This is a genomic window from Clostridium mucosae (genome assembly GCF_024622765.1).
Classification (GTDB): Bacteria; Bacillota; Clostridia; order Clostridiales; family Clostridiaceae; genus Clostridium.
This window is the reverse complement of the sequence record NZ_JANKAF010000001.1, coordinates 53,796-72,455: the sequence shown is the minus strand read 5'-3', so window position 1 is coordinate 72,455 and position 18,660 is coordinate 53,796. Positions and strand designations below refer to the sequence as shown.

Sequence of the window (18,660 nt, the reverse complement as noted above, 5' to 3'; positions counted from 1 at the left end):
ATATATATAATATGATTATAATAATACCAGAAATTGTATTGTTTTTCTACATAAAAAAAGTGCCTATTGGCACTTTTAATAAAACAGTTTCAATCCTGATATTTTAAATTCTTGAGAACTATCTTCTAAAAATTTATTATAAACCTCTTTCGATTTATTATAATTTTCTATAATAGCATTTTTAGTATTTTCCTCCATACTAGTTGGAATTTCTTCATATGCAGCCTTTATATTTTCATATCCTCTTGCAATATCATTTTCAACCATCAAGTAATACCAGCCTGCATTACTTAATGCTAATATATCTTTTTCATTAATAGAATAAGCCTTACGAGTAAACTCAATTCCTTCTTCATTCTTTGAATTCTTCAAATATACTGCGCCTAAAGTTCTACAGTATTCCGGATTATTCTCATCAATCTTTATAGCTTTATTCAAGTTGTTAGCAGCTTCTTCCCACTTTTCTTCAGCTATATCTAGCTTAGCAAGTTTAAAATATAGTTTACTATCATCCTTTTTAATATTCAAGGCTAATTCATAGTAATTTCTAGCTTTTTCATTATTATATTCATAATTAGAATAATAATTAGCTATTTTAATTATTGTTTCATAGTTGTATGGCTCTTTTTGCATAGCAGTTCTAAAATATGCTTCTGTCGGCTTAATATTTCCTTTTGCTAATAAAATATTCGGAATCAAGCTTCCATAATTATTAGAATATTCTTCATTAGCTATTACACTTTTTTTAGCTAAGTTGAAAGCCTCGTCATATTTTTCATTATCTATTGCCTTTAATGATGAAATATAATATGTAATATATGAATCTTTTTTTTCTTTTTCTGCTTTTCTTTCAGCATCTTCTAAGTATTCCTCTGCTTCTGAATTCTTATTTGTTACTTTACATATATCATGATTTATAAAATCACTTGCTATTCCATAAGCACTATTGTCTTCTAAATCTTTCATTAATTCTTCTGCATCACCTGCAGTTTCTTCTGAAACAGAATAAGCTTTTGCTAGAAGCATTTTGTATGCATCTTCATCTTCATTTTTATCTATCATATCTTTTATCGATTTTATTAATTCTTCATTATTATATGAAGCCATATCTCCTATAACATCGTATATCTTCATTTCATTTTTATCTAAATACCATGCATCTTTTAAAAGTTCAAGACCTTTGTCCCATCTATTAATTAGCATATTCATATTAGCTAATACACATATATCATAAGGTGAGTTTTCATCCATCGGATATTCTTCCGTTAATACTTCTGCTTTATATATATGGTTATTTGAAATATAAGCTGAAAATAATGTTTTTAAGATTTCCTTGTTTTTACCATAATCATTTATATATTGTTCTCCAAGTGAAATAGCTTCATCATATTCTTTATTCATTATAAAAGTAAACAACATAGAATTAATTAATTCTATATCCTTATCTTTATACTTATCAAACCCTTCCTCTTTTATTATCCTATCTCTTTTTATTATTGCTTCCTTTAAAAGAGAACTTGATTTTTTTATATCACCTTTTAATGAATATATATCAGCAGATTTTACTGTCCATATTGGCCAATTTTCTTCTTTTTGCATTTTATTATATTCTTCTATTGCTTCATCATATTTATTTTCGTAATATAGATATTCTGCACTATTTTTAGTTATGTTAATTTCCTCAACAGTTGTAAAGCTCTTAATTCCTAATATCATAACAAGTACAAATAAACAGGGAATGCAAATCATAATAACTGGTTCTATATATTGGTTTTTTTCATTCATTTTTTTGTATGTACTACTTATTTTTTTGCTTGTCCCATCAATTCCATTTCTAAATGGTTTAATTACCATTTTTAGTTTTTCAACAAACGGTTTCAAATACTTTATTATAGTAGAAAAAAGATTGTCTGTTTTTTTCATAACTTCATCCACCTTTTCATTTTATCTACACAATTATTATATAATATACATTTTATCAAATTTTTTTAATTTTTACAATTGAAATCTTTACAATTTTCGCCTAATAATTAATCAGTATTTTAAGCATATTAAAATTAGTCAAGAAATTTTAAATATATTTAACTTAATTTTAAAAAGCTGATAATAAAAGTATTATCAGCTTTTTAATTTCAAAACTAATTTATATTTTTTAATTTTTGTTCAATCTTTGCTACAATCATATACATAAGAAATGCTATTATTGAAAGAATTACAATACTCATCATAACCATATCTAATTGTGAAATTTGTCCACCATATACTATTAAAAATCCTAATCCTTCTCTTGCAACTAAGAATTCACCCATAATAACCCCTACCCAAGATAAACCAACATTTATTTTTAATGCAGAAATTAATACTTGGATATTTGATGGGAATACAAGATACTTTAGTGTTTGAAATTTTGTAGCTTGTAGTGTTTGCATAAGCTTTAGTTTACCTTTATCAACTTCATTAAAGCCTGTTAATACTGTTATTATTGTAGTTACTATAGAAATTAAAAGTGCTATAACGATTATTGCTGTCATACCATTTCCCACCCAAAATATTACTATCGGTGCAAGTGCAACTTTTGGTAATGCATTTAGCACTACTAAGTATGGATCTAACACTTTTGATGTAAAAGGTGATGCCCATAAAATAATAGCTATAATTGCTCCAAGCACTGTTCCTAATGTAAAACCTAGTATTGTTTCATAACAAGTTACTGATATATGCCTAAGCAATGTTCCTTCCTTTACAAAAGATAGAAATGAATTAAGTATTCTAGATGGACTTGATGTTAGAAATGGATCAATCCATTTCAACCTAGCTGCTACTTCCCAAAAAACTATAAATATTAATAATATGGCTACTCTAAATACCGCAACCTTAATTTTATCTTTCTTTACCTTTTTAATATAAACCTCATGTTCATTACTCATTTACACTGTCCAACTCCTTCCATAATAAATTAAAATATTCATTAAATTCTGGTTCCTTCCTTCTTTGAAATGGAGTTGCTTCAGCATTTTTAAAAGTTATATCTACATCTAATTTTATATTTGCAGGTCTTTTAGTAAGAACTATTATTCTATCCGAAGTTGCAATGGCTTCTCCTAAATCATGAGTTACCATTATAGCTGTTTTCCCTTCTCTTTTTATTATACTTTTAACATCATCACACACTTTAAGCCTTGTTTGATAATCTAAAGCTGAAAATGGTTCATCTAAAAGAAGCACATCTGGATTTAATGCAAGAGTTCTAATAAGTGCTACTCTTTGTCTCATTCCACCTGAAAGCTCTGTTGGTTTATGATTTTTAAACTTTGATAGTTGATAATTGTCTAAAAGTTTATCAGCTCTTTGAATGTTTTCTTCACTATCTAATCCCTTTATCTTTAGTCCTAATAATATATTACTCCTAACAGAAAGCCATTCAAATAAATAATCCTTCTGAAACATGTATCCCATTTTATCTAGTCTATTGTTTATATCTTTATCTATATAAATTATTTTTCCTTCAGAAGGCTTTAAAAGCCCACTAATAATATTTAAGAGTGTTGACTTACCACATCCTGATGGTCCTATTATGCTAACAAACTCCCCCTTTTCTATTGAAAAATTTATATTTTCTATAGCCTTTGTTTCACCCTTTAAAGAGTGATACGTTAAACTTATATTTGACACATCTATTAAGCTCAAAATTATACCTCCTTTCTAATATATGTAGATATTTATAGGTAGAAGTTTATTAGCTAGCTCTAATATTCCTAGAGCTAGCTCTTAAAAATTTACTTAGAATTCATTACTTCTTCGGCAAAAGTATTGTTAACTATCTTTTTAAATTCTGGTCTATCTGTTAATAGACTACTATCATAGCTTTCAATTACATCCATTAATCTAGTTAAATCTTCTTCTTCAATTGATGGTTTAGTTGCTATAGCATTAATCTCTTTGTAATTCTTAACAACTGAAACTATTATGTCTTTATCAGTCCCTGGGAAAAATGAAATTATTGAATCAGCTATTTCTTCATCACTATGTGTTTCAACCCATTGTTGGCCTTTATATATTGCATTTGTAAACTTTTGTAGTATTTCTGGGTTTTTATCCATATAAGATTTAGTTGTAAAGAAACAAGTATAAGGCAAGTCTCCAACTGCTTCTCCAATTGATGCTATAATCTTACCGCTGCCTTCTTTTTCTAACATAGATGCTGTTGGTTCAAATAATGTTACATATTCCCCTGTACCAGCTTTAAAAGCTCCTGATGTAGCAGTGAAATCTATATTAGTTACCATATTCACATCAGTTTTTGGATTTAAACCATTTTGCTTTAATACATATTCAAATGCCATTTCTGGAACACCACCTGGTCTTCCTCCTATAACTTCTGCTCCTTTTAAATCAGTCCATTTAAAATCTTCATCTGCTTCTCTACCCACTAAAAATGCTCCATCTGTTTGTGTTAATTGTGCAAAGAGTACTGGATAATCCTCTCTACCTTGATTATTAATGTATACAGTTTGTTCTGGTCCACAAAATCCTATATCTGCATTTTTACTTAAAACTTGTTGCATTGTTTTATCTGCACCCTGCCCTGTTGATAAATCTATTTCTAACCCTTCTTCTTCAAAAAATCCTTCATTTATAGCAACATACATTGGTGCATAAAATACGGAACGAACAACTTCATTTAATCTGACCTTCGTTAATTCACCATTAGAATTTTTATTATCTTTTGAACAGGAAATAAAACTAAGGCTTGTAATACCTATTAAAGCTATTACAGATACAATTTTAATTAATTTACTTTTCATTTAAAACTCCTTAAGTTTTTTAATTGTTATCATAATTTATAATATGAGTTCAGAGCAAATTTTGTTAAAAAATAAGATATTTTAATTTATATTGGATAGTTCTGTAATCGATTATATTTAAAATCGAGATATTCAATTTTCGTTATTGCATTTACATCTCTATTTAATAGTGCTAAATTATTAATTGGATAGTTTAAGGAGGTCACAATATGAAAATTTTTAGAGAAGCCATAATAATTCTTGGCATTTACTTAATTGGAGAGCTTATTTCTAAAAGTCTTTCTTTACCTATACCTGGTAACATATTAGGAATGATAATCTTATTACTATTACTTTGTAGTAAGATAATCAAAATTGAAAAAGTAGAAACTGTATCTAACTTCTTTTTAGATCACCTTGCCTTTTTCTTCATTCCTGCTGGTGTAGGACTTATAACATCCTTTGATTCTATTAAAGATAGTTTAATACTTATTATATTATTATGTATAATTACTACATCTATCGTTATAGTAGTCACTGGAAGTATAGTTCAATTTGTTATGAATCTTCAAAAGAGAAAAACTAAGAAAGGATATGAATCAAAATAATGAATATTTTAACTGACAACATCTTATTTGGACTAGTAATTTCACTAATAGCCTTTGAAATTGGACTTTTTATCTATAAAAAAACAAAATTTCCACTATTTAATACACTGCTAATATCTATAGCTTTAGTAATTGGATTTTTAGTATTATTTAATATAGATTTCGATGATTATAATAAGGGTGGGCAATTTATAAATATGTTTCTTGGGCCTGCTACAGTAGTTTTAGCAGTACCATTATATAAGCAATTACAATTGCTTAAAGAACACTTATTGCCAATATTAACTGGAATATTATTTGGAAGTACCGTTGGAATAGCTTCAGTTTTCTTTCTTGGTAATATTTTCGGACTTGAAAATATACTTACTATTTCATTACTAGCAAAATCTGTTACTACCCCTATAGGAATAGAAATTACAAATCAGCTTGGTGGATTAGCTCCTGTAACGGTATTATCTATAATCCTATCTGGAATAATCGGCGCTGTAATTGGCCCTACTCTATGCAAAATATTTAAAATTAAAGAAAGAGTTGCCGTTGGAATTTCATTAGGGACTTCTGCACATGCTGTTGGAACAACCAAAGCATTAGAGCTTGGTGAAACAGAAGGAGCAATGAGTTCTCTATCTATTGGAATTGCTGGTATAATGACAGTATTCTTAGCTCCAGCTTTATATAGCTTATTTTTAATATTTGTAAAATAAATAAAACTAGTAAAGTTTAATTATATGTTAAACTTTACTAGTTTTATTTTATTGATTCTTTATTTTTAATAGTTTTGTATTTAAAAGTCCTATATTAGAATTATTTAATACTCTAGCAGTATTTTTCCTAGTATAAGCTTCTAATTTAACCATAAATTCATCTGGTTTAATTTCTTTATCATTTACCATCTTTAAGCCTTTTTCCCAAGAAGCTGTCAAAGATGGATTTAAAAGCGAAGGAATAGATACACTAATTGCTTCATAAATCATTTCTCCGAGTTCTGTTGGCGTTATAACTTGTGTTTTCTTATTTGATTGTATGTATTCTATATTTATTAATTTCTTTAATATTTCTGCCCTAGTTGCTGAAGTCCCTATACCAGCGCCCTTTATATGCTCACGCAACTCTTCATCTTCTATTAGCTTCCCTGCATTTTCCATAGCAATTATCATAGAACCTGTTGTATATCTCTTTGGAGGAGATGTTTCTCCTTCCTTTATTTCTAACTCATTTATATTTAATTTGGTTCCCTTTCTTAAATTTTCAGGGAAGGTCTCCTGTTCTTCATCTTTTTCATTTCCAAGGACAATTAAATATCCTTTATCAACACATATCTTTTTATTTAAAATAAAGTTTTCATTACCAACTAAAATTGTAATAGACATTTTGCTATATTGAGCTGGAGGATAGAAAATAGATAAAAATCTTCTAAGTATAATATAATAAACTTGTTTGTCTAAGCTAGGCAGTTTACTTAAAGTGTCTCTTCCTTCCCCTGTTGGTATAATAGCATAGTGGTCTGTGATTTTACTATCGTCTACATATTTACTTTTCATTATAGACTTTGGATAATCTTTTTCTAGTATTTCAGTTGTAATATTAGTTAATTCCTCTCCGATCGGCATATTTTTAAGTTTTATTATGTTACCTTTTATTCCTTTTGCAACTGCAGTAGATAGTACTCTTGCATCTGTTCTTGGATATGTAACCATCTTCTTCTCATACAACCCTTGAACTATTTTTAATGTTTCATCTGGGCTTATTTTGAACCTTTTTGTACATTCATTTTGTAGCTCTGCTAAGTTATATAAAAGCGGTGCATTCTTTTTTTCCTTTGTTTTTTTGACTTCCTTAACTGTTCCAAAACCTATATCTCTTAAATCCTTAATTAAGATTTCAGCATCTTCTTTCTTTTTGAATCCTACCTCATTATAAAGTTTTGGAGATTCAAAATATGTAGATCCCTCTATTGCCTTCCAATCACCTTTTATAACGGCATCATCGTTATCTTTAATAAAGTCTCCAGATATTTTATAAAAAGATGTCTTTCTAAAACTTCTTATTTCCCTTTCTCTTTCTACTACCATTCCAAGAACGCAAGTCATAACTCTTCCAACAGCTACTACTACATTCTTATCTTTTTTTAATACATTAGCTAGTGTCTTCCCATACATAAGAGTTAGCAGTCTTGAAAAGTTTATACCAAATATATAATCTTCCTTTGCTCTTAAATATGCTGAATGTGCTAATGAATCATATTCCGATAGTGGTTTTGCTTCTTTTATACCTCTTTTTATTTCTTCTTCCGTTTGAGAGTCAATCCAAACTCTTTTTTTTATCTTATTTGGTTTTCCAGCCATATCATCTACTAATCTATATATATATTCTCCCTCTCTTCCAGAGTCAGTACATACATATATGCTATCAACATCTTCTCTGTTCATCAAACTGCTGACGATATTAAACTGAGCTGAAGCTGAAGAAATAACTTCATATTTATACTCAGCAGGTAAAAAAGGTAAATCTCTCAAGTTCCAAAATTTTAATTTTTCGTCATAAGCTTCTGGATAACTCATGGTAACCATATGTCCTACACACCATGTAAAAATACTTCTTTCTCCCTCTATATATCCATTGCTTCTTTTCCCCTTAACATTAAGTAGCTTTACAAAATCCATAGCTACTGATGGTTTTTCTGCTATAAATAAAGTTTTCCCCATAGAAACTTCCTTTCTAAATAAAATAAACCTTCAGAAGAAGGCTTATTTCTATTATACTACATATTAAATTACATTTCATTAAGTAGCCAAATAAAATAATTTAAAACTCCTGCAAATACAAGCCATAACATATATGGAGTTAATAAAATTGCAGCTATCTTGTCTACTTTAATAAATTTTATAAATGTTATTATTACTAAAACAAATAATATTATAATCCAGAAAAATGAAATTGCATATAATCTAAATGTAAAAAATATAAAACTCCACATCAAATTAAATATAAGTTGAACTAGGTAGAAAAAATATGCTCCTTTATCATCAATTCCTTGCTTGTTTCTCATATATATTCTATAGGCAGCAATACCCATTAATATATATAATATACTCCATACTATTGGAAACACAATAGCAGGTGGATTAAAAAATGGCTTTTTTAAAGTTTCATATGTAGTCATAGAATTTTTATTAAGATATCCTACAATAAATCCAGATACTACTGGTATTAGTATATTAATTATTAAAGGTATTAATTTAAATTCACCATTTACTTTAAATATATTTAAACTTTTATGTTTTTTATGAGTTTTTTTATGTTTTATTTTCTTAGGCTTTTTAATATCTTTTTTACTAGGTTTTATTTTATTAAGTTTCTTTTCCTTATTCTTCATTTAATGCACCTCTATATAATATTCATTATTATATATGCATTAGTATTTTAATTTATGAAATTAAAAATATATATCTGAGAACTCTATATCTATTTTTTCTTGTAATTCATTTATCTCTACATTATTATTTAGTAATACAATTTCTCCTTTAATATTATTATCATATGGTAATGTTATTTTAAATATATTACCATATTTCATACCTGCATTAATTGTTATTTCTCCATTATGTAATTCTACTAGTCCCTTAGTTAAAAATAATCCTAAGCCACTTCCTTCTGAAGGTCTATTTAATGATGTATTTACTTTTGTGAACTTGTCAAATATAACCTTTCTCTTATCTTCAGGAATAGCTTCCGCATCATTTATAACTTCTATAACTATATTCTCTTTATTTTCTATTTTTACCATGACATATATATTACCTTTATATTTACCATATTTTAAGGAATTTGATAGAATATTCAACATTATTCTCTCTATATAATTTTTATCACAATAAAAATATATCTCTTCATATTGAGGATCAAAAGTTAACTTTGTTTCTCTAAGATTCATATAAAAATTACATGACAAAACTACATTTTCTATTATATCTACGATATTGTAGATCCTTTTATCAATTTCTAAAAATCCTTCTGAAAGCTTATTACTATCTATAAAATTATTAATAGTTCTAATTAATCTTAAACAATTTTGTTTTATTATATTATTATTTCTATTGATTTTTTCCACTTCACAATTTTTTAAATACATATCGTTCAATTGAAGTGCAGAGTAAATAACATTTATAGGAGTTCTTAATTCATGTGATATATTAGAATAAAATTCATCCTTAATATTTTCATCATTAATTTTCTTCTCAAGTTTTAAAATCTCATCTCTTTGCTTTACTAATTTAGTTGCATCATTAAATAATAATATTTTTTTATTATCATAAATTTTAACCAAGCTAACTTCTAAATCTTTAATTTCTCCATATTCATCTTGTATACTTACCTCTGCTGAAAAATCATTTATCTCATAATCATTAGGATATTCTACACCTATAATTTCATTTAATAAATAATTTAGTTTTAAATTATTTTTATTACGTGTTATTTCAATTGGTACATTATAATACACATCATTATAATTATTGGAGTAAATCATTATATCATTTTCAAAAAGCAACAAACCATCTGAAAAAGCTTTGACAACATCGTAATATCTTTTTTCACTCTTTTCTAAAAGCAAGTTTAATTCTTTTAATTCTTTTTCTCTTCTTTTTAAATTTTTATGTAAATTAGTCTCAATTTTTCTCACTCTATTTAAACTTTCATAAGCACTTGAATACGCATTAAATAACAAAGTTTCTTCAAACTTCTCATAAACTAAAAAATACGCTAATAATTTTGTAATCCATATAAAAGAAGTTAAATTTGCATCTAATAATGGCATAAGTACAATAAAGCTATCACTTATTATTAATAAGATACTAGTATATATAATCCATTTATTTTCCCTATAATTATCTAGTTCCTTATATTGATGTAATATAACACCAAATAAAATAAGTAATATAATTTGATTTATAATAAAGTAATTATATATATTAGTTAAATAAATTAATCCATTGAATCCTCTTAATGAAATCATATAAACGATAGGTATAACTATAATAAAAACTAAGTTTTGTATTTTCGGAGAATATCTTTTTTTATATAAAATTATGCTTGATATTATATTTATTAGCTCCAAACATGTAATAAATCCTATGAAAGACATAGCAAGTCCAAATTTTTCTTTTTGCCATAAATACTCTAGATCTATAAACCTTAATATAGCTATATAAAAATAACCAACTCCAATGTATTTTAACAGCCCTAAATCCTTCTTATTTACTTTTACGGCACTTAATATAAATATTAGTATGGATATAGCAAAACAAAGTAGTCTAATTATAAATATATATTCATTTGACATTTTGAAAACCCTATTGATAATGATCAGCATTACAAGTACAGGTATAAATATATTAGACATCAATCCTTTATGTCTATATTTTTTTTCACTTAACATCTATCTTCCAATCACCCTTCATTTATATAGCTTAATTATAAAAGTAGTTCCTTTACCTACATCACTAATTATTTCTATATCTCCATTTTGAGCTTTAATTAAATTATATACAACAAAAAGACCTACTCCGAAACCTGTTGAGTTATTATTTTTTATTCTGTCCTCAACCTCATATTTATTAAAGGCTTTTTTTATAAATTCTTTGCTCATACCTATCCCAGTATCTCCTACCTCTATAAGTACTGCATCTTTTGAATTCTTTATATTTATAAATATAGTTCCATCCTCATCAGTAAATTTTAATGAGTTTGATATTAAATTTAATATCACTCTTTCCATCATCTCTTTGTCGAAATAAACATATATCTCTTCTTCATCAGTATCAAAAAGAATATTTATTCCATTACTCTTTATATGTGCAAAAAGGGAATTTATATAATCCTCAACAAACTCTACAATGTTATCTAAAACTAAATTAGCATCTAAATTTTCCGAATCTATTTTACTTGTATCTATAAGATTATTAGTAAATTTAGTAAGCATAAAACAATTTTGCTTACTTACTTCATTATAAAAATTTATTTTTTCTATATCATTATTTTCAATTAATATTTTTTCTAATTGTATTGCTGAATATATTACGCTTATAGGTATTTTTAAATCATGAGAAATACTTGATAAAAAGTTTCTTTTTATTTCTTCTTTCATTTTTATGCTCTCTAATTCTTCTTTCATAGATACAAGTTTTATTTCTTCAGTTAAATCTTTCAATAATAATATACATTCTGATTCTTCACCATTTAAAGAAAAGAATCTAACTTCTATTTTCTTATCATCTTTATCTATCGTCGTAGAATAGGAACCTTTATTTATATCAACCACTTTTTTTCTTATATCAACATCAAAATTTATATAGTTTTCTATTCTTCTATTTACAACTTCTCTTAAATTTTCTTTTTCTATTAGATTTAAAAAATTTGAATTACAATAAGATATCCTAAGATTATTATTTACTATTACTATAGGATCAGGTAAACAACCTAAAAAACTCTTATATACTAATTGTCTCTCCTTTAACTTTCTATAAGCTTCTTCTAGTTTATAGTTACTTTGTATTATTTCTTTATTTATCTCTTCTAATTTTTTATTTGTATTAACTGTTTCTTTAAACATAAAATTATAATTTTCCTTTGATATATTAACTATAATAAACAAGATAGTCGCTGTATAAACTAACATTTTTATCATCATAACTATATCAACAAGAAAATAGGTGTCTGTATATTTAACAAAAATCCTAATAAAAAAGTATATCATCATAATATTTATATTTAACTTTAGTAAATCTATCTTTTTATTAAAGCTTTCATTATTTATATTAATATATCTATATGTTCCTATTAAAAGTACTATGGTTGAAATTATATATAATAAATATATAAAATTTTTATCTATAACATTGTTTGTCAAACTAAAAAATGAAATAATTCCAAATAATGCTATATATTCTAAGTAAATTTTTTTACCAACTACAGTTACATTTTTATATTTTGCTATTATATAATATAGCATTACTGTATTAATAATTTGAAATTCATCACATTTACTATATCCAAGCTTGGTAAGAAATATTTTTATTCCTTGAAATTGATTTTCCGGAGTTAAAAACACCATGAAAACTATACATATTGTAAAAAGAAATATTTGCAGTATCCCATATATATCTTTTTTAGTTAAATTCTTCAAGTGTATTGTAAACATTAGTAAAATCATAACTATTATTATCTTAAAGATTTGTACAATATCATTTATAGCCATAAAATCATACATTAAAGCAATCTGGTGCATACTAAAGAAAATTAAGCTTATTAATATATATGATAATAATTTTTTCATATCAATATAATAAATTTTCATTCTAAAATTATTATAATCCACATTATTTCTCCTCACTAGCAATTATTACTACATAATTTTACATCATTTCCTTTTATATGTGAATAATTTTAGAAATTTTTGTAGATATTTTATTTTTAATATTCTATTTCTCTATCCATTTTATTATATCACTAATAACTTCATCCTTATTTACTTCATTTAGCATCTCGTGCCTTCCATCTTTATATAGCTTATAACTAATATCTTTTACTCCTATATTTTTATATACTTCATAAAGATTAATTATTCCTTTTCCAAAATAACCAACAGGATCTCTATCTCCTGCAAAAATATAAATGGGAATGTCTAAATCCTTTACTTTTTCTATATTTTCATTTTTATGTATATCCCATAATCCGTTTATTAAATCATAGTAAAAAGGAGTTGGATATATAAATCCACAATACTTATCATTTATATACTTATCTACTTCATTTTCATCCGAACAAAGCCAATCGAAATTAGTTCTTGGATTTTTTACACTTTTATTAAACCCTCCAAAGGATAGCCTATCCATCAAGCGACTTCTTTTATCATTTCCTTTAATCAACATTTCCATTTTAGAAACAGCTAATCCTAATTTAGTAAATATCTTTGGTTTCCCATTACTTCCAGATAAAATAAGAGCATCAATAGTATATCCATACATTTGTATATATCTTTGACTTAAGAAAGATCCCATGCTATGGCCAAATAATATTACTGGTATCTCTTTATTTTCATTTTTAATAATATCATTTAATATTTTTATATCATCAATCATTGAGTAAAATCTATTTTCTTTACTTATAAAACCTAGTTCACTTAAGCTCTTTGCACTTTTTCCATGCCCACTATGATCATGAGCATAAACTACATATCCCTCTTTAACAAGTCTATTTGCAAAATAGTCATATCTCCCAGCCCATTCTGACATTCCATGAACTATTTGAATAACAGCTTTAGGCTTGCTTGAATTATCACTCCATTTATAGCAACTAATATCCATTCCTTCTTTATTCTTAAAAACAAAATTGTCCATAACACTTCCTCCATTCTTTCATTTATCATATTTTCTCTTTTTTATCACCTATCAAACTTCAATAATTAATAAAATCTTATCATAACTTTATTTGTAAGTATATAAAGTTATGATATACTATTCATAGTCAAAATCAAAATTTATTATTATTTGATTATCTATTAATATTATTGTATATAATATTTGATAAGTATTATAAGGTGGTGAAAAAGATTAGTATTAAATCAATAATAAGCATTATAGCTTCAAAAATTACAATTTTTCTAACAAAAACAATACTAAAAGGGGGAACAACATTCCCTGGAAAAGTGGCCTTAAAAATAGATAGAAATATACTTTCAAAAGTGTCAAAAGGCTACAAAGTAGTTTTAATCACAGGTACTAATGGTAAAACTACTACAACTAGCATGATTTATAACATTATAAAAGAAAGCGGAAAGAAAGTTATTACTAATAATACTGGTGCAAACCTTTTTCCTGGAATAGTTACAACCTTCATTGATAACTACAAGTTCTTTAATAAAATCGAGGATTCTTATGCAGTTATAGAAGTTGATGAAGCTAACTTAAAATATATAACTAAATATATTAATCCAGAAATAATAACTGTAACAAACCTTTTTAGAGATCAGCTAGATAGATATGGTGAAGTTTACACTACTCTATCAAAGATATTAGAAGGAATACATCTTTCTCCTAATACTACTTTAGTCTTAAATGGAGATGAATCTCTCCTAGGTAAATTAGATCTTCCAAATAAAACTGTATTTTATGGTTTTAACGCAAGCATAGGAGATAATAAAGATATAGAAATAAATGCCGATGCTAAGTTCTGTAAATTCTGTAAGTCTCCTTATGAATATAATCATATTACATATAATCATTTAGGTGACTTCTACTGTACAGGCTGTGGATTTAAAAGAGCTCCTTTAGAATATGCAGTAAATGAAGTCTTAGAATTAACACCAGATAGTTCAACTGTGAAACTTAATGATTTAGAAGTTACTATAAGCCAGTCAGGTGCTTATAACATTTATAATGGTCTTTGTGCTTATGCTGTAACTAAAGAACTTGGAATAAATGATAATTCAATAAAAAAATCATTGCAAAACCAAGATTCTAGTTTTGGAAGACAAGAAGCATTAAACATTGAAGGTAAGGATGTAAAAATTATTTTAGTTAAAAATCCTGCTGGATATAATCAAGCTTTAGATACACTTTGTTTAAATAAAGATCCTTTTGCTGCCGCATTTCTTTTAAATGATAACTATGCTGATGGTACTGATGTTTCTTGGATATGGGATGTTGACTTTGAAAAACTTCATGATCTTAATATTAATGAAATATTTGTCTCTGGTATTAGATGCTATGATATGGCTGTTAGGCTTAATGTTGCAGGATTAAATAAAGATAACTTTATAATTGAAGAAACCTTCGAAGAGTTAACAGAAAAGATTAAAAATAGTAAAAATGATAAAATTTATATTCTTGCTACTTATACTGCTATGATTAACTTTAGAAAATATCTTCATTCAAAAGGTTACATTAAAAAACTTTGGTAAATAAGGAGGTCTATAAATGGAATTAAATATTTGTCATCTTTATCCTGATTTACTTAATGTTTATGGAGATGTTGGTAATATTCTAATACTTAAACATAGAGCTGAACAAAGAGGAATAAAGGTTAATATAATTAATACATCATTAAATGATGAATTTGATTCAGAAAATACAGATATTCTATTTTTTGGTGGCGGTCAAGATTTTGAGCAATCAATAGTTTCTAATGATTTAAAAACTATAAAAAAACCTAGCTTACAAAAATATATTGAAGATGAAAAAGTAGTTATTGCAATTTGTGGTGGTTATCAATTGCTAGGAAAATATTATATGGCTCCAAATGGTGAAAAAATCGAGGGATTAGGAATTCTTGATATATATACTGAAGGTGGAGATACTAGATTTATAGGCAACACAGTTATATATAATGAAGATTTTAATGAAACGTATGTAGGTTTTGAAAATCATTCTGGTAGAACTTATACTAATGGATTAAAACCACTAGGAAAGTGTGTTCATGGTTACGGAAATAACGGTGAAGATGGGAATGAGGGCTGTATATATAAAAATACATTTTGTAGCTATTTTCATGGATCATTATTATCTAAAAATCCTGAGTTAGCAGATAGATTTTTAAATATAGCTTTAAGTAAAAAATATGACAATATAACCCTTGAGAAGATAGATGATTCTCTTGAACTAAAAGCAAAAGAAGTTATGATAAAAAAATTAGATAATAAGAAATAAATTTGAGGCAAGCTACTACACAATAGCTTGCCTTGTTTTTTATTATTTATTCAATACATTTATATCTTTTAAATATTGAATTTCCCAGTTTTCAATTTCATTTAATGTTTTAAACTTATAACCTTTTTCTTTATAAAAATTAATTATTTCTTGAAGTGAATCTACAGTTGCATACTTATCACCTAAATCATGCATAAGAACTACTTCAACATCATATAATCCACCTTCATCTTTTATCCTTGAATTAATAAATTCTGATGATAAATCTTTTGCTTCACTATCTCCTGCAGCAATTGTCCAATCTATATAATAATCACCATTTCTTACTATTCTATTTTTTATTTTACTTAATACATTAGAATCACAAACTGTATTATTAGAACCACCTGGTAATCTTATAAAATTTAAGTTTCTCTTTCCTAATATACTTTCAATAGTATCCCTACATTTATCTAAATCTTTAAAATAATTTTCTTCACTTTTATATACAGATACATAGTCATGAATATTACAATGAGGCATTATGCACATTCCATTTTCATTTAGTGATTTTATCATGTAAGGATATATATTAGCATAATCTCCGACAACAAAAAAAGTTGCTTTTATGCCATTATTGTTTAAGATATTAATTAACTCCTTAGTTACATTTACAGATGGTCCATCATCAAAAGTTAAATATACAGTTTTCAGGTGATTTTCTGTATACAATGCAGAAACTGGGATATAATTTATATTGTTAAGAAATATAAAAAGTGCAATAAAACTAATAAACTTACTAAACTTTTTGATATTAACCACCTCTTTCTTATATTTCTATTTTGTACAATTATTAAATTTATATTACATGTAAATTAAACCACTTAACAATTATTCTATATGTTGTTATTATGGAAAGTAGATGTTATACTTTAATTTGTGTTTAAATCAAATAGTTTCAAAATATAAAATTAAAGCAATATATGTTTAGTTGTTAATATACATACTTATTTGTAGTACAATATTAAATAGTCAATAAACCTATTTAAGAATAATTACATATGTTTTAAGTGAATATTTTTATGAAAAGTCATATATGTTTAATTTTTTATATAAGTTACTAAAATACATACTTTTCCAAATTATTGTAATTTATATAATTCGGTTATTTATATTGGTTAACTATATAATTTATTATAACTTATATATATATTAAAATCTTTAGAAATGGGGAGATGAAATTGAAAAAGAAAAATTTACTAAAGTCGCTGGCAGTTGCTCTTTCTATTTCGTTATTAGCTCCTTTTGCTAATAAAGTTAGTGCACAAGAGACAAATATTCAAACTCCAGAAATTATTGGAGAAGCTGCTATAACAATGGACATTAACACAGGTGAAGTTATTTACTCAAAAAATGCTGACTTAAAATTATCACCTGCAAGTACTACTAAACTTATGACTGCTTTACTTTTTGCTGAGAACAAGTCAAAGGCTGAAACATTAACTTTTAGTGATACTGTAGTTAAAGTAACTGAAACATCACTTAATAACTACAAATCAATAAATGCTGGAGATAAAATTTCAGCAGAAGATACTATGAAAGCTGTAATGATATTTTCAGCAAATGATACTGCTTACTTAATGGCAGAATCAGTTGGTGGAACTGTAGATAACTTTGTAAATATGATGAACGATAAAGCAGTAGAATTAGGGCTTAAAAATACTCATTTCGTTAATCCATCAGGTTTAGAAATTGACCCTTTAAATCCTAGCAATACTGAAATAAATCAAACTACAGCATATGACTTAGCTCAAATAGGAATTGCAGCTTTTAAAAACGATTGGGTTAGAGAAACTATGGCTCCTAAAAGCGGTGAAATTAGTGTTAGTCTTTCAGGTACTCCTGTAATAATTGAGTCTAGAAACAAGTTACTTGGCAAAAATGGTAATATAGGTGGTAAAACTGGAACTGAAGAACAAGCTGGACATTGCTTTGTAGGTTTTTATGAAAGAGATGGCAGAGATTTAGTTACTGTAGTTCTAAAATCTGAATACGGTGCAACAGGTCTTAATGTATTTGAGGATACAGAAAAATTAGCTAACTATAGTTACTCAGCACAAAAAGAAATATATAAAAATGCTGGTGATGAAATTGGTACTGTAGATTTAACTTATAAAGCATTCAGATTCTTTGGCCCTGAAAAGCAAATAACAGCACCTATAGTTATTAATCAAAATGTTGAATACTACAAGAATGATTTTAATGATAAAAATGCTACACTTTCTTATGAGGGAGATGTAACAGATGCTTGGAAATTAAGTGGTAATGAAGAAATTAAGCTAACATTTTCTACTCCCGGACATACTGAAGATGTCTTAGGAACAGTTAAACTTTCATCTTTTGAACTTATTAAATCTAATTTACCTCTATATTTATTATCATTACTGATTATTGTTATTATATTAGTTTTAGTATTATTTATAGTAAGAATAATTAATATGAAAAAAAGAAGAAGAAGATATTATTAGAAAAAGGTAGATTTAATTAAATCTACCTTTTTCTAATTTTCAATCTTATTTATATAAA

Annotated in this window: 15 protein-coding genes; 5 read left to right on the top strand and 10 right to left on the bottom strand. The window is 26.2% G+C overall.

All coding sequences use genetic code 11. From position 1 onward, the window contains the following. Positions 1-75: 75 nt before the first annotated feature. The 4 genes from NSA50_RS00355 to NSA50_RS00340 form a co-directional block, all read right to left on the bottom strand. Positions 76-1,923, bottom strand: a complete 1,848-nt coding sequence (locus NSA50_RS00355) for a tetratricopeptide repeat protein (protein ID WP_257442165.1) — start codon at positions 1,921-1,923, stop codon at positions 76-78. Positions 1,924-2,138: 215 nt separating this feature from the next. Continuing rightward, a complete protein-coding gene (locus NSA50_RS00350) occupies positions 2,139-2,927 on the bottom strand; it encodes an ABC transporter permease (protein ID WP_257442163.1) in 789 nt (262 codons plus the stop codon). Next, positions 2,920-3,687, bottom strand: coding sequence for an ABC transporter ATP-binding protein (locus NSA50_RS00345; protein WP_257442161.1), 768 nt, complete (start codon positions 3,685-3,687; stop codon positions 2,920-2,922). The genes NSA50_RS00350 and NSA50_RS00345 overlap by 8 nt, the downstream gene beginning before the upstream one ends. Positions 3,688-3,776: 89 nt before the next feature. Next, positions 3,777-4,805: an ABC transporter substrate-binding protein gene (locus NSA50_RS00340; protein WP_195264162.1), complete on the bottom strand. Its 1,029-nt coding sequence runs from the start codon at positions 4,803-4,805 to the stop codon at positions 3,777-3,779. A gap of 209 nt (positions 4,806-5,014) precedes the next feature. On the opposite strand from NSA50_RS00340, the gene NSA50_RS00335 reads away from it, so the two are divergent. Both NSA50_RS00335 and NSA50_RS00330 read left to right on the top strand, forming a co-directional pair. Continuing rightward, positions 5,015-5,392, top strand: a complete 378-nt coding sequence (locus NSA50_RS00335) for a CidA/LrgA family protein (protein WP_195264163.1) — start codon at positions 5,015-5,017, stop codon at positions 5,390-5,392. Then, positions 5,392-6,096, top strand: coding sequence for an LrgB family protein (locus tag NSA50_RS00330; RefSeq protein WP_195264164.1), 705 nt, complete (start codon positions 5,392-5,394; stop codon positions 6,094-6,096). The genes NSA50_RS00335 and NSA50_RS00330 overlap by 1 nt, the downstream gene beginning before the upstream one ends. A 48-nt stretch (positions 6,097-6,144) precedes the next feature. Here NSA50_RS00330 and NSA50_RS00325 read toward each other — a convergent pair whose 3' ends face one another. From NSA50_RS00325 to NSA50_RS00305, 5 genes are all read right to left on the bottom strand, one after another. Continuing rightward, positions 6,145-8,097: a DNA topoisomerase gene (locus tag NSA50_RS00325; protein WP_195264165.1), complete on the bottom strand. Its 1,953-nt coding sequence runs from the start codon at positions 8,095-8,097 to the stop codon at positions 6,145-6,147. 68 nt (positions 8,098-8,165) lie between these two features. Continuing rightward, positions 8,166-8,768, bottom strand: coding sequence for a TspO/MBR family protein (locus tag NSA50_RS00320; protein WP_207733793.1), 603 nt, complete (start codon positions 8,766-8,768; stop codon positions 8,166-8,168). Positions 8,769-8,828: 60 nt separating this feature from the next. After that, positions 8,829-10,733, bottom strand: coding sequence for a sensor histidine kinase (locus NSA50_RS00315; RefSeq protein ID WP_257442158.1), 1,905 nt, complete (start codon positions 10,731-10,733; stop codon positions 8,829-8,831). A gap of 114 nt (positions 10,734-10,847) precedes the next feature. Beyond that, complete coding sequence (locus tag NSA50_RS19860) at positions 10,848-12,767, bottom strand: sensor histidine kinase (RefSeq protein ID WP_257442157.1); 1,920 nt, start codon at positions 12,765-12,767, stop codon at positions 10,848-10,850. A gap of 103 nt (positions 12,768-12,870) precedes the next feature. Continuing rightward, the gene (locus NSA50_RS00305) at positions 12,871-13,788 is read right to left on the bottom strand and encodes an alpha/beta hydrolase (protein WP_257442156.1); all 918 of its coding nucleotides are present in this window, start codon (positions 13,786-13,788) and stop codon (positions 12,871-12,873) included. A 203-nt stretch (positions 13,789-13,991) separates the two neighbouring features. Here NSA50_RS00305 and NSA50_RS00300 point away from each other — a divergent pair, with 203 nt between their 5' ends. Both NSA50_RS00300 and NSA50_RS00295 read left to right on the top strand, forming a co-directional pair. Further along, complete coding sequence (locus tag NSA50_RS00300; RefSeq protein WP_195264169.1) at positions 13,992-15,350, top strand: MurT ligase domain-containing protein; 1,359 nt, start codon at positions 13,992-13,994, stop codon at positions 15,348-15,350. 16 nt (positions 15,351-15,366) lie between these two features. After that, complete coding sequence (locus NSA50_RS00295) at positions 15,367-16,095, top strand: type 1 glutamine amidotransferase (RefSeq protein ID WP_195264170.1); 729 nt, start codon at positions 15,367-15,369, stop codon at positions 16,093-16,095. 42 nt (positions 16,096-16,137) lie between these two features. On the opposite strand, the gene NSA50_RS00290 is transcribed toward NSA50_RS00295, so the two are convergent. Next, on the bottom strand, positions 16,138-16,896 hold the full coding sequence (locus NSA50_RS00290; RefSeq protein WP_257442155.1) for a polysaccharide deacetylase family protein: 759 nt from the start codon (positions 16,894-16,896) through the stop codon (positions 16,138-16,140). A 413-nt stretch (positions 16,897-17,309) separates the two neighbouring features. Between NSA50_RS00290 and NSA50_RS00285 the strand changes: the two genes are divergently transcribed. Next, entirely contained in the window at positions 17,310-18,602 is a 1,293-nt protein-coding gene (locus NSA50_RS00285) for a D-alanyl-D-alanine carboxypeptidase family protein (protein ID WP_374940953.1), read from the top strand. Positions 18,603-18,660: the final 58 nt, after the last annotated feature.